Here is a 15,361-nt window from a genome sequence, read left to right as displayed (position 1 = left end):
CGCGATGTCAGCTATCTTTACGCAATCTTTTCGCTTCGCTTACGATCATCTTACCCACGGGAGCCGAGCCGCTTGCCATAAGACAGCGTATGACATCACGCCGCCTTTTTCTCTTCGTTGGTCTTCCCGCTATTGTCGTCCTTGCGGTGCTTGGCTGGTGGCTCGCCGCGCGCCCATCCGCCACCGAAGGTCTTACCACAGCCGAGGTGACGGTGGGCGATATCGAGCAGACCGTGCTCGCGACCGGCAAGCTCCGCCCCAAGGATTTGGTGAGCGTGGGCGCGCAGGTCTCCGGTCAGGTTACGAAGCTCTACGTCGAGCTCGGCCAGCGGGTGAAGGCGGGCGACCCGATTGCCGAGATCGATCCCGCACCGCAACGGCTGGCGCTGCGCAACGCCGAGGCCGCAGTCCAATCGCTGGTCGCGCAGAAAGCCTCGCGGCAAGGCGCGCTGGTGCAGGCCGAGCTGGCCTATCGCCGTCAGCAAGAAATGCTTGCCGCCGACGCCACTTCGCGTGCCGATCACGAGGCTGCCGAGGCTGCGCTGACCGCCGTTCGCGGAGAGCTGCGCGCGCTGGACGCGCAGATCGTCCAGGCCCGCACCCAGGTGGAGACAGCGCGCCTGAACCTCGGCTTCACCCGCATCGTGGCGCCGATGGACGGGACCATCGTCGCGGTTGTCACGAAGCAGGGGCAGACGGTCAACTCGTTCCAGTCAGCACCGACGATCGTCATGCTCGCGCGCCTCGACGTGATGACCGTGCGGACCGAGATATCGGAAGCCGACGTGGAGAAAGTGCGGGTCGGTCAGCCGGTGAGCTTCACTACCCTGGGCGTCCCCGACCATCGCTATCACGCGCGGATCGACCAGATCGAGCCTGCGCCGGAGTCGATTGCCACGGAGAGCACTGCCAGCACAACGGGCGGCGCTGCGGCAGGAACCGCTGCGATTTACTACAACGCCCTGTTCGATGTGCTCAACCCCGAAGGACGTCTACGCCCGTCAATGACCGCGCAGGTCTCGGTGCTGCTCGCGCGGGCACACAAGGCGGTAATGATTCCGCTTGCGGCGCTCGGAGAACGTGGGGCTGATGGCCGCTATCAGGTGCGCGTGGTCGACCAGAGCGGCCAGATCGAAACGCGGCAGGTCCGCAAGGGCATCGCTGACGATACCAATGCGGTCGCGCTCTCAGGCGTCAAACCGGGCGAGAAGGTCGTCATCGCCGAAGCGGTCGACGAACCTGCAACCGATGCGGGTATGGAGATGGGCTTCTGATGACCAGTGCTCCGATCATCGAGACCACAGCGCTGCGCCGTGAATTCCCGGCGGGTGAGGGCACCATTGCCGTGCTCAGGGATATCGACCTGACGATCCGCGCGGGCGAACTGGTGGCCATCGTCGGCGCGTCGGGCTCGGGCAAGTCGACGCTGATGAACATTCTCGGCTGCCTCGACCGCCCGACTTCGGGGTCCTATCGCGTGCAGGGGCGAGACACCGGCGCATTAGCACCCGATGAGCTGGCGGCGCTGCGGCGCGAGCATTTCGGCTTCATCTTCCAGCGCTACCATCTGCTGTCCGACCTTTCCGCCGTGGGCAATGTCGAGGTGCCCTCGATCTATGCCGGGCGCGATCCTGCCGCACGGCGCGAGCGGGCGCTGGCCTTGCTCGCGCGTCTCGGTCTGGGCGAGCGCACACACCATCTGCCGGGCCAGCTATCGGGCGGTCAGCAACAGCGCGTTTCGATCGCGCGGGCCTTGATGAACGGCGGCGCGATCATTCTCGCCGACGAGCCCACCGGCGCGCTCGACACCGCGAGCGGCGAGGAGGTTATGCAGATCCTCCAGGAGCTGAATGCCGAAGGGCATACGATCATTCTCGTGACCCACGACATGGCCGTTGCCGCACATGCGGACCGGATCATCGAGATCAGCGACGGTGTGATCGTCGCCGACCGCGCCACGCGCGAGCCACCCCGGCGGCAGGAGCTGGCGCAGGCCGCGCAGCCCTCGGCAGTGCCGTGGCGGGCCATGGTGGACCGGTTCCGCGAGGCCTTCCGCATGGCGCTGCTGGCCATGACGGCGCACCCGATGCGCACGTTTCTGACGATGCTCGGCATCATCATCGGCATCGCTTCGGTCGTCTCGGTGGTGGCGCTCGGCAATGGTGCGCAAGCGAAGGTGATGGCGCAGATCAGCGACCTTGGCACCAACACCATCGACATCTTTCCGGGGCGCGATTTTGGCGATCTGCGCGCCGCCTCGATCCAGACCCTGAGCGAGGGCGATGCACGCGTGCTGGCCCGGCAGACCTATATCGACAGCGTATCGCCCAATGTTTCGGCCAGCGTGACCGCCCGGCGCGACAACATCGCCGCGACCGCTCAGGTCAACGGGGTCGGGGCAGGCTTCTTCCGCGTGCGTGGCTTCAAGGTCGCGCAGGGCACGCTGTTCAAGGAGGACGAGGTGGCGCGCACCGCGCAAGTGGCGGTGATCGAAAGCAAGGCCCGCTCCACGCTCTTTCCGCACGGCGCAGCTCCTGTTGGTGCCACCATCCTGCTCGGCAAAGTGCCTGTGCGCGTGATCGGCGTGCTGCGCCCCTCGCAAAGCGGCGGAGGAAGTTCCAGCGCCAATGTCTACATTCCCTACAGCACCGCCGCGACGCGGATGACCGGGCGCACAAATCTGGAAAGCATCACGGTGCGCGTCGCCGACAATGTGACCAGCAACGCCGCGCAAAAGGCCGTAACCACGCTGCTGACGCGCCGCCATGGTTCGCAGGACTTCTTCATCTTCAACTCCGACCAGATCCGCAAGGCGATCACGCAGACCAGCCAGACGCTGACCCTGCTGATCTCCTCCATCGCGGTGATTGCGCTGGTGGTCGGCGGGATCGGGGTGATGAACATCATGCTCGTCTCGGTCACCGAACGAACCCGTGAAATCGGCGTGAGGATGGCGGTCGGCGCACGGCAGGGCGACATCCTGCAGCAGTTCCTGATCGAAGCCGTGCTGGTCTGCCTGATAGGCGGCGCGGTCGGCGTGCTGCTGGCCTTGCTGATCGGACTGGTTGTGCGCCTGACCGGGAGCGGGTTTGCGATGGAGTTTACCTTGCCGCCGATCCTGCTCGCCTTTGCATGTTCGACCGGCATCGGCGTCCTGTTCGGCTTCCTCCCCGCTCGCAACGCCGCCCGGCTCGATCCGGTCGAGGCGCTGGCAAGAGACTGATGATGAAACCAGCCCTGTCCCTGATGATCGCCAGCGCGCTTCTCGCTGGCTGCGCCACGGCAACGCCCTATGTGCAGCCCGAAGTACCGCTTCCCGCGACCTTCGCCTATCAGACGCCCGCAAGGCAGACGGCGGTGCGCCGGGACGAATGGTGGCATGAGTTTGGCGATCCGGCGCTCGATGCGCTGGTCGATCGCGCCATCGCCTGCAATCCGGACCTCGCCGCCGCAGCGATCCGCGTGCGCCGCGCCCGGCTGGAGGCAAGGCTCGCCGGCAACGCGCTGATGCCGATCCCGAACGGCTCGCTCAGCACCGGATTGTCGCAACCCTTGTCTGGCTCCGCTCGCAAGTCTGCGGAGAGCGCCTCCGCATCGGTTGGCCTTGGGTGGGAGGTGGACCTGTTCGGTCGCCTCGATGCGCGCCGGGATGCGGCCCGCTTCGAGGCTGAGGCCACCGCCGAGGATCGCGACGGCGTTTTCCTCACGCTGGTCGGCACCACGGCCTCGCTTTACTGGCAAATCGCGCTGGCGAACGAGCGCATCGCTCTGGGCGAGCAAAGCCTGGCCTATGCGCGCCGGACGCAGTCACTGGTCGAAGCGCAGTACGAGGCGGGCGCGCTTTCGGCGCTTGAATTGCATGAGGTCGAGCAGACCGTAACCGCGCAGGAGGCCGCTCTGGCCGAGTTACGGCAGGCACGCGTGCAGATGCGCGAAGCGCTGATGGTGCTGCTCGATGGCGGCCCGGTCCCGCCGGACGAACCGCAGGCGCTGAGGTCCGCGCCGCTGCCGGAGGTTGCCGCCGGACTGCCTGCCGACCTGCTCGGCCGCCGCCCGGACCTGCGCGCCGCCGAATTGCGGCTGCGGAGCACGCTTGCGAGCGCCGACGCGACAAGGGCCAGTTTCTACCCGGCGCTTACGCTGACCGGGGCGCTGGGCACATCGAGCAGCGGCCTTCTCGATCTGCTGACCAATCCCGTGGCCACGCTCGGGGCGGGGCTGACGCTGCCCTTCCTCAACGTCAATGCCATGCGCTTCGAGACGCAGATCGCCCGCACGCGCTATGAGGAGGCGGTAATCCTGTTCCGCAAGTCGCTCTATGGAGCGCTGGCCGAGGTTGAAACCGCGCTCTCCGCCCGAGCCGAATTGGCGGTGCAAGGCGTAGCGCTAGGCCGCGCCAGAGATGCAGCCGTCAATGCCGAACACCTCTACGAAGTCCGCTACCGCAGCGGGGCCGTGGCCCTGCGAGCCTGGCTCGACGCGCAGGAGCGCCGCCGCGGCGCCGATCTCGCTTTGTCAGCCAACCAGCTCGCGCAATTGCAGAACCAGGTGACGCTGTATCAGGCGCTGGGCGGAGGCTTCGGGCGGTGATGTGGGAATGGGAACGGATCGCGCATGTGCCGATGTTCATAACTTATGTGCGCAGCGGCCAGGTCACAAAAATGGTCACAGTGAGAGACTCCCGCGGCTCAAGTTAGTCGGCGGAATCGACGTAAGATCTTTATTGTAAAGGAAAAACGGTGGACGCACTAGGGCTCTGGTCTGGCCCGAAGTTTCTACCAGTTACGAGTAGAGCCTTGGGTCGTTTTGATGCCCATCGTTGGGCGTGATGGCAACAACCGTATTGGGGACATGCCCCCAATACGGTTTGCCGATTGATCCTGTCCCGATCTCGGCCGGTGTTCTGTTCCTGAGGCTCGAGTTGGGCCGGGAGTGGTTGTAGCCGTGTCGCCAGGCTTCCAGTTCCTTGCGGGCATGGGCGATGCTGGTGAAGACAGGCAGTGCTTTTGCAAAGGCGATCACCTCTTCCGGGCGGCATCGAGCAGGGTGAGGATCGTCTGCCCGATCAGCTTATATTCCGCCTCCCCGAACCCGCGCGTGGTGCCTGTTGGCGAGCCCAGCCGGATGCCAGACGGGGCTGACGGGGGCTGCGGGTCGAACGGGATCGTGTTCTTGTTGCTGGTCAGCCCAGCGCTTTCGAGCAGGTCGGCGGCGCTCTGCCCGCCGATGCCAAACGGGCGCAGGTTGACGAGTTGCAAATGGCAGTCCGTGCCGCCGGTGACGAGGCGCAGCCCGCCATCGACTAGCATATCGCCCAATGCGCGGGCGTTGTCGCGGACCCTCCGCGCATAGTCTTCGAACGCAGCATTTCCGGCTTCGCCGAAGGCGACCGCCTTGGCGGCGATGACCTGCATCAGCGGGCCACCCTGCGTGCCGGGAAACACCGCCTTGTCGATCTTCCTGCCCAGTTCCGGATCGTTGTTGAGGATCACGCCGCCGCGCGGGCCGCGCAGGATCTTGTGCATGGTCGAGGTGACGACATGGGCGTGCGGCACCGGGTTGGGATAGAGCCCGGCAACGATGGGGTCGGCATAATGGGCGACATCGGCCATCAGCCAGACCCCCACGTCATCGGCAATGGCGCGGATCGCGCCAAAGTCGATCCGGCGCGGGCTGATCCGTAAGAAGGCATTGTCCTCGCTCGGCTATGATGATTCGCGCGGGACCACTGCGCTTCGCAAAGCCTTGAGGACTCATCTCGCCGCCGAGCGTGGCCTGTCTTTCGCGTCGCACGACCTGAGGTGACGCTGGGCAGCCAGATGGCGCTGTTTCTTGCCGCACAAGCCATTGCCGTTCCTGACATGGCGATTGCCGTTGAAAATCCTGGCTACTCGCTCGCTATCACCGCGTTCAGGGCTGCCGGCGTACAGGTCGTTCCGATCGAGGTGGATGAGGGTGGCATGTCCATCGACGGCCTCGAAGGGGCACTGGCGCATGATCCGTCGATACGGGTCGTCTATGTTACGCCGCATCATCAGTATCCCACCACCGTCACCATGGGCGCCTCACGGCCCCTCCGCCTGATAGGCCTCGCTCGCACCGCATGGTTGACGATCCTCGAAGACGATTATGACCATGACTACCGGTTTGAAGGAGCGCCCGTCCTACCGATCGCGGCGCGGGCCGCAGGCGAACTGTCTACATGGGATCGGTGTCCAAGCTGCTCGCTCCGGGAATTTGGCTGGACTATGTCGTCGCTCCGCCGGATCTGGTGGCGCGCATGGCGACGGTGCGTGAGGGAATCGACCGGCAGGGTGACGGTCCGCTGGAGGAAGCCGTGGCGTTGATGATCGAAGATGGCGAACTCGCGCGTCATGCTCGCAAGGCGCGGCGCATCTATCATGCACGCAGGGATTATCTGGCCGCCAGGCTGCGCAGTGCTCTGCCACACGCACTGGCCTTCGACATTCCGCGCTGGCGTTATGGGCGCGGATCGTCGACGGCACCGACCCCGAGCGCTGGAGCAAAGCGGCAAGCGAACTGGGGTTATTTCTGACGCCTGCAGCACAGCATAGCATCGATGGACTTGGACCTGCGGCCTTCCGCCTCGGTTATGCCGGACTGGGCGAGTTGGAGATCGACCGCGCGGTCGAGCTTCTGGAGCGCGCCCACGCCGCAGCTAGGTCGGATGAACAATTCGCGAGCTGACTGCGATGCGATTGAAGAAATTGATTGTTCCAATGGCGATCGTCAGCTTCGCGATCTCGCTCTCGGTGAATTCGGACCGCACCTGCTCATAGGTAGCATCGGGAATGCCCGTTTCAGCGACAAGCGTAACGCTTTCGGTCCATGCGAGCACTGCCCTGTCGCGCGCGTCGAAAAACGGTGATTCGCGCCACACAGCCACCAGATGCAGCGTCTGGGGGTCGACCCCATCGGCCAGCGCCTCCTTGACGTGGAGATCGACACAAAAGGCACATCCGTTGATCTGTGACGCTCGCAACCTGACTAGATGCAAGAGGCGAGCGTCCAGACCGGATTGCGAGACCGCCGAATCCAGCGCACGAACGGCATGATACAACTCGGGGACAAGGGTAGCGATATTCATTCTGGAAGGCATCAGATTCTCCGGACAAGGGTATTGACTGGTACTGCATCGGAAATCGCCGCTGCGGCGGTTGATCGCGGGAGGCCGTGCCCCATGAGATCAGTGCTCGGCGATCCATCTGCGTACGAACGCCGACCGCCTTTCCGGCGTGTCTAGTGGGAGCGGTACGAGATGGTAGCCCAGGTCCTGATAGACACGCGCCATCACGTCATGGGTTGCCACCGCCTCGTCCCAGTCCTGCTTGCGCTCGGTATCCTGGGCGTAAATCTCTGCCCAGGGCGGCGCGATGAACACATGGTGGTTGTACCGGTTGCTTTCTGCCGCGCGTGAGAGGTTGCTGGGAATGCCAAGCCCGCATAATGTGCGGTAGCCGATGATGTCGGGAATGCCTCGGTCGAAGAACAGGACGCCGTCTTTCGTCTGTGCGTCCTCATAGGAGCGCAGGTCATGCGCCAGCATGCGTGCGGCAAAGGCGTCCCGATCACTCCATGGTAGAGCGGTTCCGCCTGCGGCCACCTCGTCGCGGATCACCGCTCGTCCTGCTTCCGGCATGTGGGGCAAGCCTTGTTCGGCCAAAGCCGCGAGGAGCGTGCTTTTGCCTGATCCCGGTCCGCCAGTTACTACGAAGAAGCGATCCATCCCGTCCCTCAACTTTCCCGCGCTTGCGCGAAGGTGAGGACCAGCGTGTCCCGCCATGCCGGGGCGCCCAGCTTCGCGGACTCGATGGGTGTCGTACCGTGACGGACATCCCGGTCATTCAGGAGCAAGGCTTCGCCGGGACGGGTTAGCCGATGTTCGAGGATACACGCGCCGGAATCCTCTTCGACGCGGCTTTCACCTCCCGCGTATTCGCTGCCGCCGACAAGCAGGATCAGCACCCAGTCGCGCCCGTCATGATGCATTCCCTCCGGCGTGGGGAGGCCGGGCTGTCCCGGCAGCGCTTCGATGCGAAACTGATGTGCTTCCACCATCCACGATTCGGAACTCACCGCGCTGGCATCCGCGATAAGGGAGGCAGTACCCATTACTAGCGCCTGAAACAGCAGCGTTCTGGTTTGAGCTTCGCACATCGGCGCGAACCAGCGTTCGATGCCGCCATTCAATGGATTGTGATCGCGCTCTTGGTAATGCGCGCGATGCGGCAGGCGTGTGCATTTCCCGCCTGCCACCTCAAAGGCGGCATAGCGTCTGCGGCGATAGGTGCCACTGTCGGCCATCCATGTGTCGCGCGGCAGATCATCCCAACTCCGTGCAAATGCTCCCCATTCGGGGTTGCCGGGATCAACCAGCTTGCCCGGCGGCAGGAGCAGGGCGGGTGGCGTGGCGATGCACTCGCCGGAGGTGGTGGCAAGCTGCCCGGTCATGTCTCGCCGTCCCAGTAGCCGACCGCATCGGCATAGCGCCCGACATGGTCCACCGACCGGCTCGCCTTGTCGCCGCCGGGCGCGGCGCCTGCCATGACCGCGAACTTGCCGCTATCGGGATAGTCGATCACGTCGGGCTCGTTCATCGTGCTGATGGCGAGATAGCGCAGGTCCGTATCGCCGGTGTTGATGATCTGGTGCGCACTTGCCGCCCCAATGGCCGGGCACAGTGCGACATCGCCCGCCCGCAACGCATGGTCGCCATCGGCATAGCGTAGGCGGCCACTGCCGGAGAGGATCACGAACAGTTCCTCATTTGCGTGATGGCCGTGGAAGGGCCACGCCCGCTTGCCCGGCGGCAACACGACCAGCTTCCCGCCCAGCATGCGCGCACCCAGCGACGACGCGAAGGAAGCCGTACGCGCTTGATAGATATCGCCGTGCGCCTGTGCCTGCAGCTTCAGGGCATTGAGATGAAGAACGGGGGGTGTGGTAACGGCCATGATTGAACCAATACAATGTTTGATTTGATCGACTCATGATTTGATACAATGATGAGGCCCAAGGAGCAACCAGATGAGCACGAAGACCCCGGCCGATTTCTATTTCGATCCCGTCTCGCCCTTCGCCTTCCTGATGTGGAAGCGCCTGCGTGAAGACGATTTCGGGCTGGAAATACGTCCGCTCCCGGTGCTTCTGGGCGCGCTGCTCAATCATTGGGGTCTGATCGGCCCGGCGGAAGTGCCGCCGAAGCGGGCGCAGACTTATCGCATGTGCCAATGGCTGGCTGACAGGAACGGCATTGCGCTGCGCTTTCCCGATACGCATCCGTTTCGTTCGGTCGAGGCCCTGCGGCTGCTGATTGCGCTCGATGCCCGCGCGGATGCTGTCGATGCCCTATTCGAGGCGGTTTTTGGGAAAGGCCGGGATTTGACCGATGGCGCCGAACTGGAGAGGCTTGGCGGCGAACTTGGTCTTTCCGATGTGCAGGACAGGATCGCAAGCGCGGATGTAAAGGACGGACTCCGCGCCAACACCGAGGCGGCGATCGCGCGCGGCGTGTTTGGCGTGCCCACGCTCGCGATCGGGGAGGAACTATTCTGGGGCTTCGATACGCTGGAGATGGTGCGCGATTATCTGGCCGATCCCAAATTGTTCCAGACGGCTGAGATGCAACGCCTCGGCACTCTCGAATATGGCGTGCCCCGGAGGACAGAATCATGAGCGGGGCCAATGACCCGCTTCTGTTCGAACGCGTTCGCGAGAGCTTCTCGCGTCAGAGCTTCATGGGGCTGATCGGGGCCGAGGTGATCCACGCCAGCCATGGCAAGGTGGTTCTCGATCTGCCGTTCCGGGCTGATCTTTGCCAGCAGAACGGCTTCCTTCACGGCGGCGTGGTTGGTGCGATTGCCGATGTCGCGGGCGGTTATGCGGCCTATTCGGTCTTCGGGGATGGCGACGATGTCCTGACGGTCGAATACAAGCTCAACCTGATCCGCCCGGCGGCCGGAGAACGCCTGCGCGCCACGGGTGAAGTGCTGCGCGCCGGCCGCGCGCTGACGGTCTGCGATCTCAAGGTCCATGCGATACGCGAGGGAGAGGAGGTGCTATGTGCTTCCGGCCAGCAGACACTCATGCGCATGGAAGTGGGCAGCGCATGACACTCCCGGTCCTGTTGCTTCCCGGCATAGGCGGTTCGGGACCGGACCATTGGCAAAGCCATTGGGAGCGGACCGATCCCGACATGACCCGCTTCGCACCGTCCGATTGGGACCGGCCGGAACTTGCCGACTGGTGCGAGGCGCTGGATCGGGCGGTGGAGGCCCTGGACCGCCCGCCCATTCTGGTCGCGCATAGCTTGGCCTGCCTGCTGGTGGCGCATTGGGCGGCCGCGCGCGGAACTCCGGTAGCCGGCGCGGTGCTGGTCGCCGTGCCCGACCCCGCTGGACAGGTGTTTCCGGATGAAGCGCGGTCTTTCGCGCAAGTGCCGGAGCAGCCGCTGCGGTTTCCCAGCCTGATCGTCGCCAGCGCGGACGATCCTTATGGGACGGTCGATTACAGCAAACGACGCGCCCGGCAATGGGGGTCGCGGCTGATCGCGCTGGCTCCGCTCGGCCATATCAACGCGGGCAGCAATCTGGGCGATTGGCCGGAGGGCCGGGATATCCTCACTTCATTTCTCGCTGAAATCGAAGGGAATGGAGCATGACCATCTGGACTGCGCTTGCCGGGTTCACGCTGGCTGCCGGGCTTCTTGTCGTCACGCCCGGCCTCGACATGGCACTGGTCCTGCGCACACTCGCCGTCGAGGGACCGCGTCAGGCTCTCGCGGCGGCGGCAGGCGTGGTTGCGGGCGTTCTTGCCTGGGGGCTGATTGTGGCGCTGGGGCTTGGCGCGCTGCTCGCGCTGTCAGGCACGCTCTACACGATCCTGCAATATGCAGGCGCCGCCTATTTGCTATGGCTGGGGCTGGGCATGGTTCGTGCGGCACTCAAATCGGGTGCTCCCTCCGATGCAGCAAGTCCGGTATTGCCACCCGCTCCATCGCGCTCGGGCAACTGGTTCATGAAGGGCCTGCTCACCAATCTGCTCAATCCCAAGATGGGTGTCTTCTATATGAGCTTCCTGCCGCAGTTCATCCCGGCGGGAGCGTCGGTAATGGGCCTCAGCCTTTTGCTGGCGGCGCTTCATGCCACGCTCGGCATGACCTGGTTTGCGCTCCTGATCCTTGGCAGCCGTCCGCTGCGTCACTGGTTCGCGCAAGGGGCCGTAGCGCGCTGGCTCGATGGCCTGACCGGCGGTGTGCTCATCGCGCTGGGCCTGCGCATCGCCTTCCATCCGGCGCAGCGATAGCTGTGCAAGCACAGTGGCTGCCCGTCCCACGGTGCGTGTGTGGACGGGCAGCTCTCCAGTTGTCACTTGGCTTGAACGACGTTGATCCAATGATTGTGCAGCTCGCTGACCGAAGAGTTTGTGAGCAGCGGCATTGCCTCGCGGAGTTGTTGGTCGCTCCAGCGCCACCATTGCAGCTCCAGCAGCCGGGCAATATCGGCTTCGTCGAACCGTGTTCGGATCACCGTCGCCGGATTGCCGCCGACGATGGTGTAGGGGGCAACGTCCTTAGTCACCAGCGCACGGGTGCCGATCACCGCGCCGTCGCCGATCGTCACGCCGGGCATGATGATGGCTTCCGATCCGATCCACACGTCGTTGCCAATCACGGTGTCGCCTGCGGGCAGATAACCGTTCGCCGCTTCTGCGAAGGCCGGAACCTCGGGCATCCAGTAGAACGGGAAGGTGCTGATCCAGTCGTTCCGATGCCCCTGATTGCCTGCCATGATAAAGGCGGCACCCGATCCGATCGAGCAGAAGCTGCCGATGACAAGCCTGTCCGCTCCCTCATCAGTCACTAGAAAGCGGGCACAATCGTCGAAGCTGTGACCGTGATAATAGCCCGAGTAGTAGCTGTATCGCCCGACGACGATGTTAGGATTGGTGACCTGACGATCGAGGGTAATACCCTTGAACGGGTTATCGAAGAAATTGCTCATGAGAAAGTACCACTGAATTTCCGCCATTCCGGCGATTGCGTTTCGCATGCACGCTGGCGCACGAAACAGATAGCGCCAGGCCGATGACCTGCCCGCTGCGTAGACTCCTCGCGCAAATCGCGCGGGAGAGGATTCAGATGGTACAGTCTGCGGACTTCATGCTGCCATTATGCGTTGACCCGTGCTGAAAAGGCAAGTCCGCGTTCCATGTGTGTAGCGGTATGCCGATCGGGAAATGTGCGTTGGCCCGGATCACTCGCTTCTGGCTCGCTCGACCACCAGGATGCGCGCTTCGCCAAGGGGGTTGGCGACATGCTCATCGCCCGACTCGGCGTGAAAGATGTCCCCTGTTTCAAGATGCAGAACCTGTTCGCCGCCAGCGGTCCGGACATGCATGTCGACACGCCCGTCGAGGACAGCGAAGACTTCCGGGCCATCGTTGATGTGCCAGCGGTAGGGCTGGTCGGTCCAGTGCAGCCGCACCGTCGCGTCGTCGATCCGTTCGACCGACAGCGCGTCCCATGCTGATCTGCCGGTGAAGTCGCGGGCGCGGATAACCTGCATGCCTTGCCCTCATGCCGACGCAGAGCCGACGCCCCGTACCAGCATCACGCTGCCGGAGGTCGCTGCGTGCCGATCGACCGCAATTTCGCAATATGCAGGGGATCTTTCCCACGCTCGGAAGGCCGCTTCGTCGGGAAACCGGAGCAGGATCACCTTCTCGCAGTTCAAAGCGCCTTCAATCGCCACGGGCGCTTCGTCTGCGGCGAGCAGCGATCCGCCATAAGGCGTCAGCGTCGTCGAGAAAGCGGCAGCATACCGGTCGTAACGCGCCCGGTCGTGGATCGAAATCTGGCCAATGGCGTATACCGTCATCTGCGAACTGCTATATCCTGCGCGCTGTAGAAGCTCTCGCCTTCGACCTGACGGTCGTCCACGAAGCGCATCGTTTCCAGCGCCCGACGCGCCTTGCCGTTGCGCCGGGCGACATAATGGACGCCCAGTATCTGGCGCTCGATATCGCAGATGGCTGCAATCAGGGTGAAATGCAGATCGGACGAGGCCTCCAGCGCCTTCGACCAATAGGCGCGCAGGGCCGCCTTGCCCTCGATAACCGGCGAACCCGTCACCTCGGCGGCAAGGGGGCTGATGAAGCGCGCGTCCTCGGCAAAATGCGCCAGAATGGCGTCGAGATCGCGCGCGTTCCAGTTCGCGATCCAGTTCGCTGCAAATCTCTCCATGCCTTCCCGGTTCATTGCACCCTCCTTCAGATCAGAAACAGCAGGGCGGTGAGTGCGGTCAGAACCGCCATCACGCGCACGAAGATTATCATGGCCTTGCGGCTTTCCAGCAATTCGCGCGCCCCTGCACCCATTGCCGCCCAGGTTGCGATAGAAGGCAGGCCAATCAGGACAAAGGCTGCGACGATCACGCCAAGCTGCAGGGCGAGCGGCCTGCCAGCCACGGTAAAGCTGGCGATAGCAGGCATTGTGATCGCCCAGGCCTTCGGATTGACGAACTGGAAGGCGGCGGCCTGAAAGAAGGTCAGCGGATGGGCGCCTTTGCGGCGTTCAACGCCTTCCGATTGCCACAGTTTTACCGCGAGCCAAGCAAGATAGACGGCACCGAAGATCCGCACGGCCCAGCGCAGCGCCGGCCATGCCTCGAACAGCGCACCCAGTCCCAACCCGCTAAGCACGAGCATCAATGCACAACCGAAACTGATCCCGAAGATGTGCGGGATCGTCCGCCGGAATCCGAAAACCAGCCCGGAAGAGGCAAGCATGATGTTGTTGGGGCCGGGCGTCGCCGTGCAGACGAAGCTGTACAGCGCGAGCGGGGCAAGCAGACTGATGTCCATGATGTTCTCCTGCTCCGCTGGATGATCATCATTGAACTATGAGTCAAATGTGATATTGAACCGGTTCAATATAATGCAAGGAAAGTGATGAAGGACTGGCAGCCGGATATCTCGAAGGGCAATGCCCCGGTGTACGAGCGTCTCGTGACCGCGCTGGAGAGCGATGTGCGCGGTGGCCGCCTTGCGCCCGGTGATCGCTTGCCCCCGCAGCGCGATCTGGCGCACCGCCTATCCTTGAGTGTGGGTACGGTCAGCCGCGCCTATGTGGAGGCGGAGCGGCGGGGCTTCCTTTCCAGCCACGTGGGCCGTGGTTCGTTCATCGCTGATCGCGCAAGGCCGCATTCCTCAGCCGATGACACCGGCCCACTCGACATGGCGAATAATGTGCCGCCGCTCGATCCTTCCGAACGCTGGATCGGGGAGGGGTTGTCGCGCGTGCGCCAGCGTGCCGATATCGCTACGGCGGTGAACTACGGACCGCCTGAGGGTATGCCCACGATCCGCGAGGCCGGGGCATCGTGGCTGAAGCGCCGTCATGGCGTGATGCGCGCGACGGCGGATCGGGTCATCCAGTGCAACGGCGGGCAGCATGGCCTTGCACTCGCTTTCGCGGCGCTGGCGCGGCCGGGTGATACCATTCTGTGCGAAGCCGCGACCTATCCCGGCATCCGTACGTTGGCCGATCATGCTGGCTACCACCTGCAAGGCGTTGCCATGGATGAGCGCGGCATCGATCCCGAAGCGCTCGCCCGCTGTGCCCGCGAGACTGGCGCCAAGGTCCTGGTTGTAATCCCGACCCTGCAGAACCCGACGACGATAACGCTCGATGCCGCGCGCCGCGCTGACATTATCGAGGTCGCCCGTGCCCATGATCTGATGATCGTCGAAGACGATGCCTATCGCGTGTTCGCCGATGTCGGCGCGCCGGACTGCTTTGCCGATCTCGCGCCGGAAAGAACGCTGATGGTCGCTGGCATTTCCAAGGCAGTCGCGCCCGGCTTGCGGCTCGGTTTCCTTTTGCCGCCTGATAATGAAGCTATCCGCGATCGACTGCTGTTGGGCATCCGTGCCTTTGGCTACAGCCCGCCATCGCTGGGTGGTCTGGTCTTCAGCCAGTGGGAACAGGACGGAACGGCCGACAGGATCGCCGACGATGTGATCGCTGAAACTGAGGCGAAGACGCAGCTGGCCGCATCGATTCTCGACAAGGCGATGGCAGTACCGGGGGCAGGGCGCAGTCTCCACGTCTGGATGCCAATGCCCATGCTCGACGCCGAACGGCTGAGTGCCCGAGCCTTGCGTGCCTCCATCGCGCTGACGCCGCCCGACGGGCCGATTGTCGATGCCGTGGCACCCTCTGGGGTTCGCCTGTGCCTTGGCGGCCTGCGCTCGCGCGATGCTCTTGAACAGGCGCTTCGCGATATCGCTGCCATGCTGATGACTGCCGGGGGCAGCGCCGCACGCGGCCTGGTCTGAT

At 63.9% G+C, this 15,361-nt stretch carries 21 protein-coding genes; 9 read left to right on the top strand and 12 right to left on the bottom strand.

Annotated elements, in window-relative coordinates:
• The first annotated feature begins 89 nt into the window (after positions 1–89).
• From CV013_RS12620 to CV013_RS12610, 3 genes are read left to right on the top strand one after another with little or no spacing between them, the layout of a single operon-like run.
• A complete protein-coding gene (locus CV013_RS12620; protein ID WP_102156055.1) occupies positions 90–1,274 on the top strand; it encodes an efflux RND transporter periplasmic adaptor subunit in 1,185 nt (394 codons plus the stop codon).
• Positions 1,274–3,223 carry a MacB family efflux pump subunit gene (locus CV013_RS12615; RefSeq protein ID WP_102156054.1) on the top strand — a complete coding sequence of 650 codons (1,950 nt, stop codon included), beginning with the start codon at positions 1,274–1,276 and terminating at the stop codon, positions 3,221–3,223. The genes CV013_RS12620 and CV013_RS12615 overlap by 1 nt, the downstream gene beginning before the upstream one ends.
• Positions 3,223–4,590, top strand: a complete 1,368-nt coding sequence (locus CV013_RS12610; RefSeq protein ID WP_102156053.1) for an efflux transporter outer membrane subunit — start codon at positions 3,223–3,225, stop codon at positions 4,588–4,590. The genes CV013_RS12615 and CV013_RS12610 overlap by 1 nt, the downstream gene beginning before the upstream one ends.
• Positions 4,591–4,782: 192 nt before the next feature.
• Here the strand turns inward: CV013_RS12610 and CV013_RS16075 are convergent, their stop codons facing one another.
• From CV013_RS16075 to CV013_RS15890, 3 genes are all read right to left on the bottom strand, one after another.
• Positions 4,783–5,022, bottom strand: coding sequence for an integrase core domain-containing protein (locus CV013_RS16075; RefSeq protein ID WP_102156052.1), 240 nt, complete (start codon positions 5,020–5,022; stop codon positions 4,783–4,785).
• On the bottom strand, positions 5,019–5,663 hold the full coding sequence (locus CV013_RS12600) for a PLP-dependent aminotransferase family protein (RefSeq protein ID WP_408057057.1): 645 nt from the start codon (positions 5,661–5,663) through the stop codon (positions 5,019–5,021). Before CV013_RS12600 ends, CV013_RS16075 begins: the two co-directional genes overlap by 4 nt.
• A 90-nt stretch (positions 5,664–5,753) precedes the next feature.
• Positions 5,754–6,035, bottom strand: coding sequence for a hypothetical protein (locus CV013_RS15890; RefSeq protein WP_232806601.1), 282 nt, complete (start codon positions 6,033–6,035; stop codon positions 5,754–5,756).
• Between the two features lie 167 nt (positions 6,036–6,202).
• Between CV013_RS15890 and CV013_RS15885 the strand changes: the two genes are divergently transcribed.
• A complete protein-coding gene (locus CV013_RS15885; RefSeq protein WP_102156050.1) occupies positions 6,203–6,556 on the top strand; it encodes a hypothetical protein in 354 nt (117 codons plus the stop codon).
• A gap of 123 nt (positions 6,557–6,679) precedes the next feature.
• Here the strand turns inward: CV013_RS15885 and CV013_RS12590 are convergent, their stop codons facing one another.
• The 4 genes from CV013_RS12590 to CV013_RS12575 form a co-directional block, all read right to left on the bottom strand.
• Positions 6,680–7,120 carry a carboxymuconolactone decarboxylase family protein gene (locus CV013_RS12590; RefSeq protein ID WP_102156049.1) on the bottom strand — a complete coding sequence of 147 codons (441 nt, stop codon included), beginning with the start codon at positions 7,118–7,120 and terminating at the stop codon, positions 6,680–6,682.
• An 87-nt stretch (positions 7,121–7,207) separates the two neighbouring features.
• Positions 7,208–7,747, bottom strand: coding sequence for an AAA family ATPase (locus CV013_RS12585; RefSeq protein WP_198591878.1), 540 nt, complete (start codon positions 7,745–7,747; stop codon positions 7,208–7,210).
• Between the two features lie 8 nt (positions 7,748–7,755).
• A complete protein-coding gene (locus tag CV013_RS12580; RefSeq protein ID WP_102156047.1) occupies positions 7,756–8,472 on the bottom strand; it encodes a 2OG-Fe dioxygenase family protein in 717 nt (238 codons plus the stop codon).
• On the bottom strand, positions 8,469–8,975 hold the full coding sequence (locus tag CV013_RS12575) for a cupin domain-containing protein (RefSeq protein ID WP_102156046.1): 507 nt from the start codon (positions 8,973–8,975) through the stop codon (positions 8,469–8,471). The genes CV013_RS12580 and CV013_RS12575 overlap by 4 nt, the downstream gene beginning before the upstream one ends.
• A gap of 73 nt (positions 8,976–9,048) precedes the next feature.
• Here CV013_RS12575 and CV013_RS12570 point away from each other — a divergent pair, with 73 nt between their 5' ends.
• The 4 genes from CV013_RS12570 to CV013_RS12555 are packed head-to-tail and all read left to right on the top strand — an operon-like array spanning position 9,049 to position 11,325.
• Positions 9,049–9,696 carry a 2-hydroxychromene-2-carboxylate isomerase gene (locus CV013_RS12570; protein ID WP_102156045.1) on the top strand — a complete coding sequence of 216 codons (648 nt, stop codon included), beginning with the start codon at positions 9,049–9,051 and terminating at the stop codon, positions 9,694–9,696.
• Positions 9,693–10,133, top strand: coding sequence for a PaaI family thioesterase (locus CV013_RS12565; protein ID WP_102156044.1), 441 nt, complete (start codon positions 9,693–9,695; stop codon positions 10,131–10,133). The genes CV013_RS12570 and CV013_RS12565 overlap by 4 nt, the downstream gene beginning before the upstream one ends.
• Positions 10,130–10,681, top strand: a complete 552-nt coding sequence (locus tag CV013_RS12560) for an RBBP9/YdeN family alpha/beta hydrolase (RefSeq protein ID WP_102156043.1) — start codon at positions 10,130–10,132, stop codon at positions 10,679–10,681. The genes CV013_RS12565 and CV013_RS12560 overlap by 4 nt, the downstream gene beginning before the upstream one ends.
• Positions 10,678–11,325, top strand: a complete 648-nt coding sequence (locus tag CV013_RS12555; protein WP_102156042.1) for a LysE family translocator — start codon at positions 10,678–10,680, stop codon at positions 11,323–11,325. The genes CV013_RS12560 and CV013_RS12555 overlap by 4 nt, the downstream gene beginning before the upstream one ends.
• 62 nt (positions 11,326–11,387) lie before the next feature.
• On the opposite strand, the gene catB is transcribed toward CV013_RS12555, so the two are convergent.
• From catB to CV013_RS12530, 5 genes are all read right to left on the bottom strand, one after another.
• On the bottom strand, positions 11,388–12,023 hold the full coding sequence (gene catB / locus CV013_RS12550) for a type B chloramphenicol O-acetyltransferase (protein ID WP_102156041.1): 636 nt from the start codon (positions 12,021–12,023) through the stop codon (positions 11,388–11,390).
• A gap of 252 nt (positions 12,024–12,275) precedes the next feature.
• Positions 12,276–12,587 (bottom strand): cupin domain-containing protein, encoded by a 312-nt coding sequence (locus CV013_RS12545; RefSeq protein WP_102156040.1) that lies wholly within the window; start codon positions 12,585–12,587, stop codon positions 12,276–12,278.
• 9 nt (positions 12,588–12,596) lie between these two features.
• Positions 12,597–12,899: a DUF1330 domain-containing protein gene (locus tag CV013_RS12540; RefSeq protein WP_102156039.1), complete on the bottom strand. Its 303-nt coding sequence runs from the start codon at positions 12,897–12,899 to the stop codon at positions 12,597–12,599.
• Positions 12,896–13,279 (bottom strand): nuclear transport factor 2 family protein, encoded by a 384-nt coding sequence (locus CV013_RS12535; RefSeq protein ID WP_198591877.1) that lies wholly within the window; start codon positions 13,277–13,279, stop codon positions 12,896–12,898. Before CV013_RS12535 ends, CV013_RS12540 begins: the two co-directional genes overlap by 4 nt.
• A gap of 11 nt (positions 13,280–13,290) precedes the next feature.
• A complete protein-coding gene (locus CV013_RS12530) occupies positions 13,291–13,884 on the bottom strand; it encodes a LysE family translocator (protein ID WP_102156038.1) in 594 nt (197 codons plus the stop codon).
• An 87-nt stretch (positions 13,885–13,971) separates the two neighbouring features.
• On the opposite strand from CV013_RS12530, the gene CV013_RS12525 reads away from it, so the two are divergent.
• Positions 13,972–15,360: an aminotransferase-like domain-containing protein gene (locus tag CV013_RS12525; protein WP_190276534.1), complete on the top strand. Its 1,389-nt coding sequence runs from the start codon at positions 13,972–13,974 to the stop codon at positions 15,358–15,360.
• Position 15,361: the final 1 nt, after the last annotated feature.

It is taken from the genome of Tsuneonella flava, assembly GCF_002870965.1.
In the GTDB taxonomy this organism is placed as follows: domain Bacteria; phylum Pseudomonadota; class Alphaproteobacteria; order Sphingomonadales; family Sphingomonadaceae; genus Tsuneonella; species Tsuneonella flava.
This window is presented reverse-complemented; position numbering and strand designations above follow the sequence as displayed.

Bases quoted from the DNA above. Each gene is read 5' to 3' on its own strand.
- CV013_RS12575 (WP_102156046.1), bottom strand. From the start codon at position 8,975: ATGGCCGTTACCACACCCCCCGTTCTTCATCTCAATGCCCTGAAGCTG.
- CV013_RS12585 (WP_198591878.1), bottom strand. From the start codon at position 7,747: ATGGATCGCTTCTTCGTAGTAACTGGCGGACCGGGATCAGGCAAAAGC.
- CV013_RS12615 (WP_102156054.1), top strand. From the start codon at position 1,274: ATGACCAGTGCTCCGATCATCGAGACCACAGCGCTGCGCCGTGAATTC.
- CV013_RS12590 (WP_102156049.1), bottom strand. From the start codon at position 7,120: ATGCCTTCCAGAATGAATATCGCTACCCTTGTCCCCGAGTTGTATCAT.
- CV013_RS12545 (WP_102156040.1), bottom strand. From the start codon at position 12,587: ATGCAGGTTATCCGCGCCCGCGACTTCACCGGCAGATCAGCATGGGAC.
- CV013_RS12530 (WP_102156038.1), bottom strand. From the start codon at position 13,884: ATGGACATCAGTCTGCTTGCCCCGCTCGCGCTGTACAGCTTCGTCTGC.
- CV013_RS12570 (WP_102156045.1), top strand. From the start codon at position 9,049: ATGAGCACGAAGACCCCGGCCGATTTCTATTTCGATCCCGTCTCGCCC.
- CV013_RS12555 (WP_102156042.1), top strand. From the start codon at position 10,678: ATGACCATCTGGACTGCGCTTGCCGGGTTCACGCTGGCTGCCGGGCTT.
- CV013_RS15890 (WP_232806601.1), bottom strand. From the start codon at position 6,035: ATGATGCGGCGTAACATAGACGACCCGTATCGACGGATCATGCGCCAG.
- CV013_RS12525 (WP_190276534.1), top strand. From the start codon at position 13,972: ATGAAGGACTGGCAGCCGGATATCTCGAAGGGCAATGCCCCGGTGTAC.
- CV013_RS12560 (WP_102156043.1), top strand. From the start codon at position 10,130: ATGACACTCCCGGTCCTGTTGCTTCCCGGCATAGGCGGTTCGGGACCG.
- CV013_RS12610 (WP_102156053.1), top strand. From the start codon at position 3,223: ATGATGAAACCAGCCCTGTCCCTGATGATCGCCAGCGCGCTTCTCGCT.
- CV013_RS12565 (WP_102156044.1), top strand. From the start codon at position 9,693: ATGAGCGGGGCCAATGACCCGCTTCTGTTCGAACGCGTTCGCGAGAGC.
- CV013_RS12535 (WP_198591877.1), bottom strand. From the start codon at position 13,279: ATGAACCGGGAAGGCATGGAGAGATTTGCAGCGAACTGGATCGCGAAC.
- CV013_RS15885 (WP_102156050.1), top strand. From the start codon at position 6,203: ATGGGATCGGTGTCCAAGCTGCTCGCTCCGGGAATTTGGCTGGACTAT.
- CV013_RS12540 (WP_102156039.1), bottom strand. From the start codon at position 12,899: ATGACGGTATACGCCATTGGCCAGATTTCGATCCACGACCGGGCGCGT.
- catB (WP_102156041.1), bottom strand. From the start codon at position 12,023: ATGAGCAATTTCTTCGATAACCCGTTCAAGGGTATTACCCTCGATCGT.
- CV013_RS12580 (WP_102156047.1), bottom strand. From the start codon at position 8,472: ATGACCGGGCAGCTTGCCACCACCTCCGGCGAGTGCATCGCCACGCCA.
- CV013_RS12620 (WP_102156055.1), top strand. From the start codon at position 90: ATGACATCACGCCGCCTTTTTCTCTTCGTTGGTCTTCCCGCTATTGTC.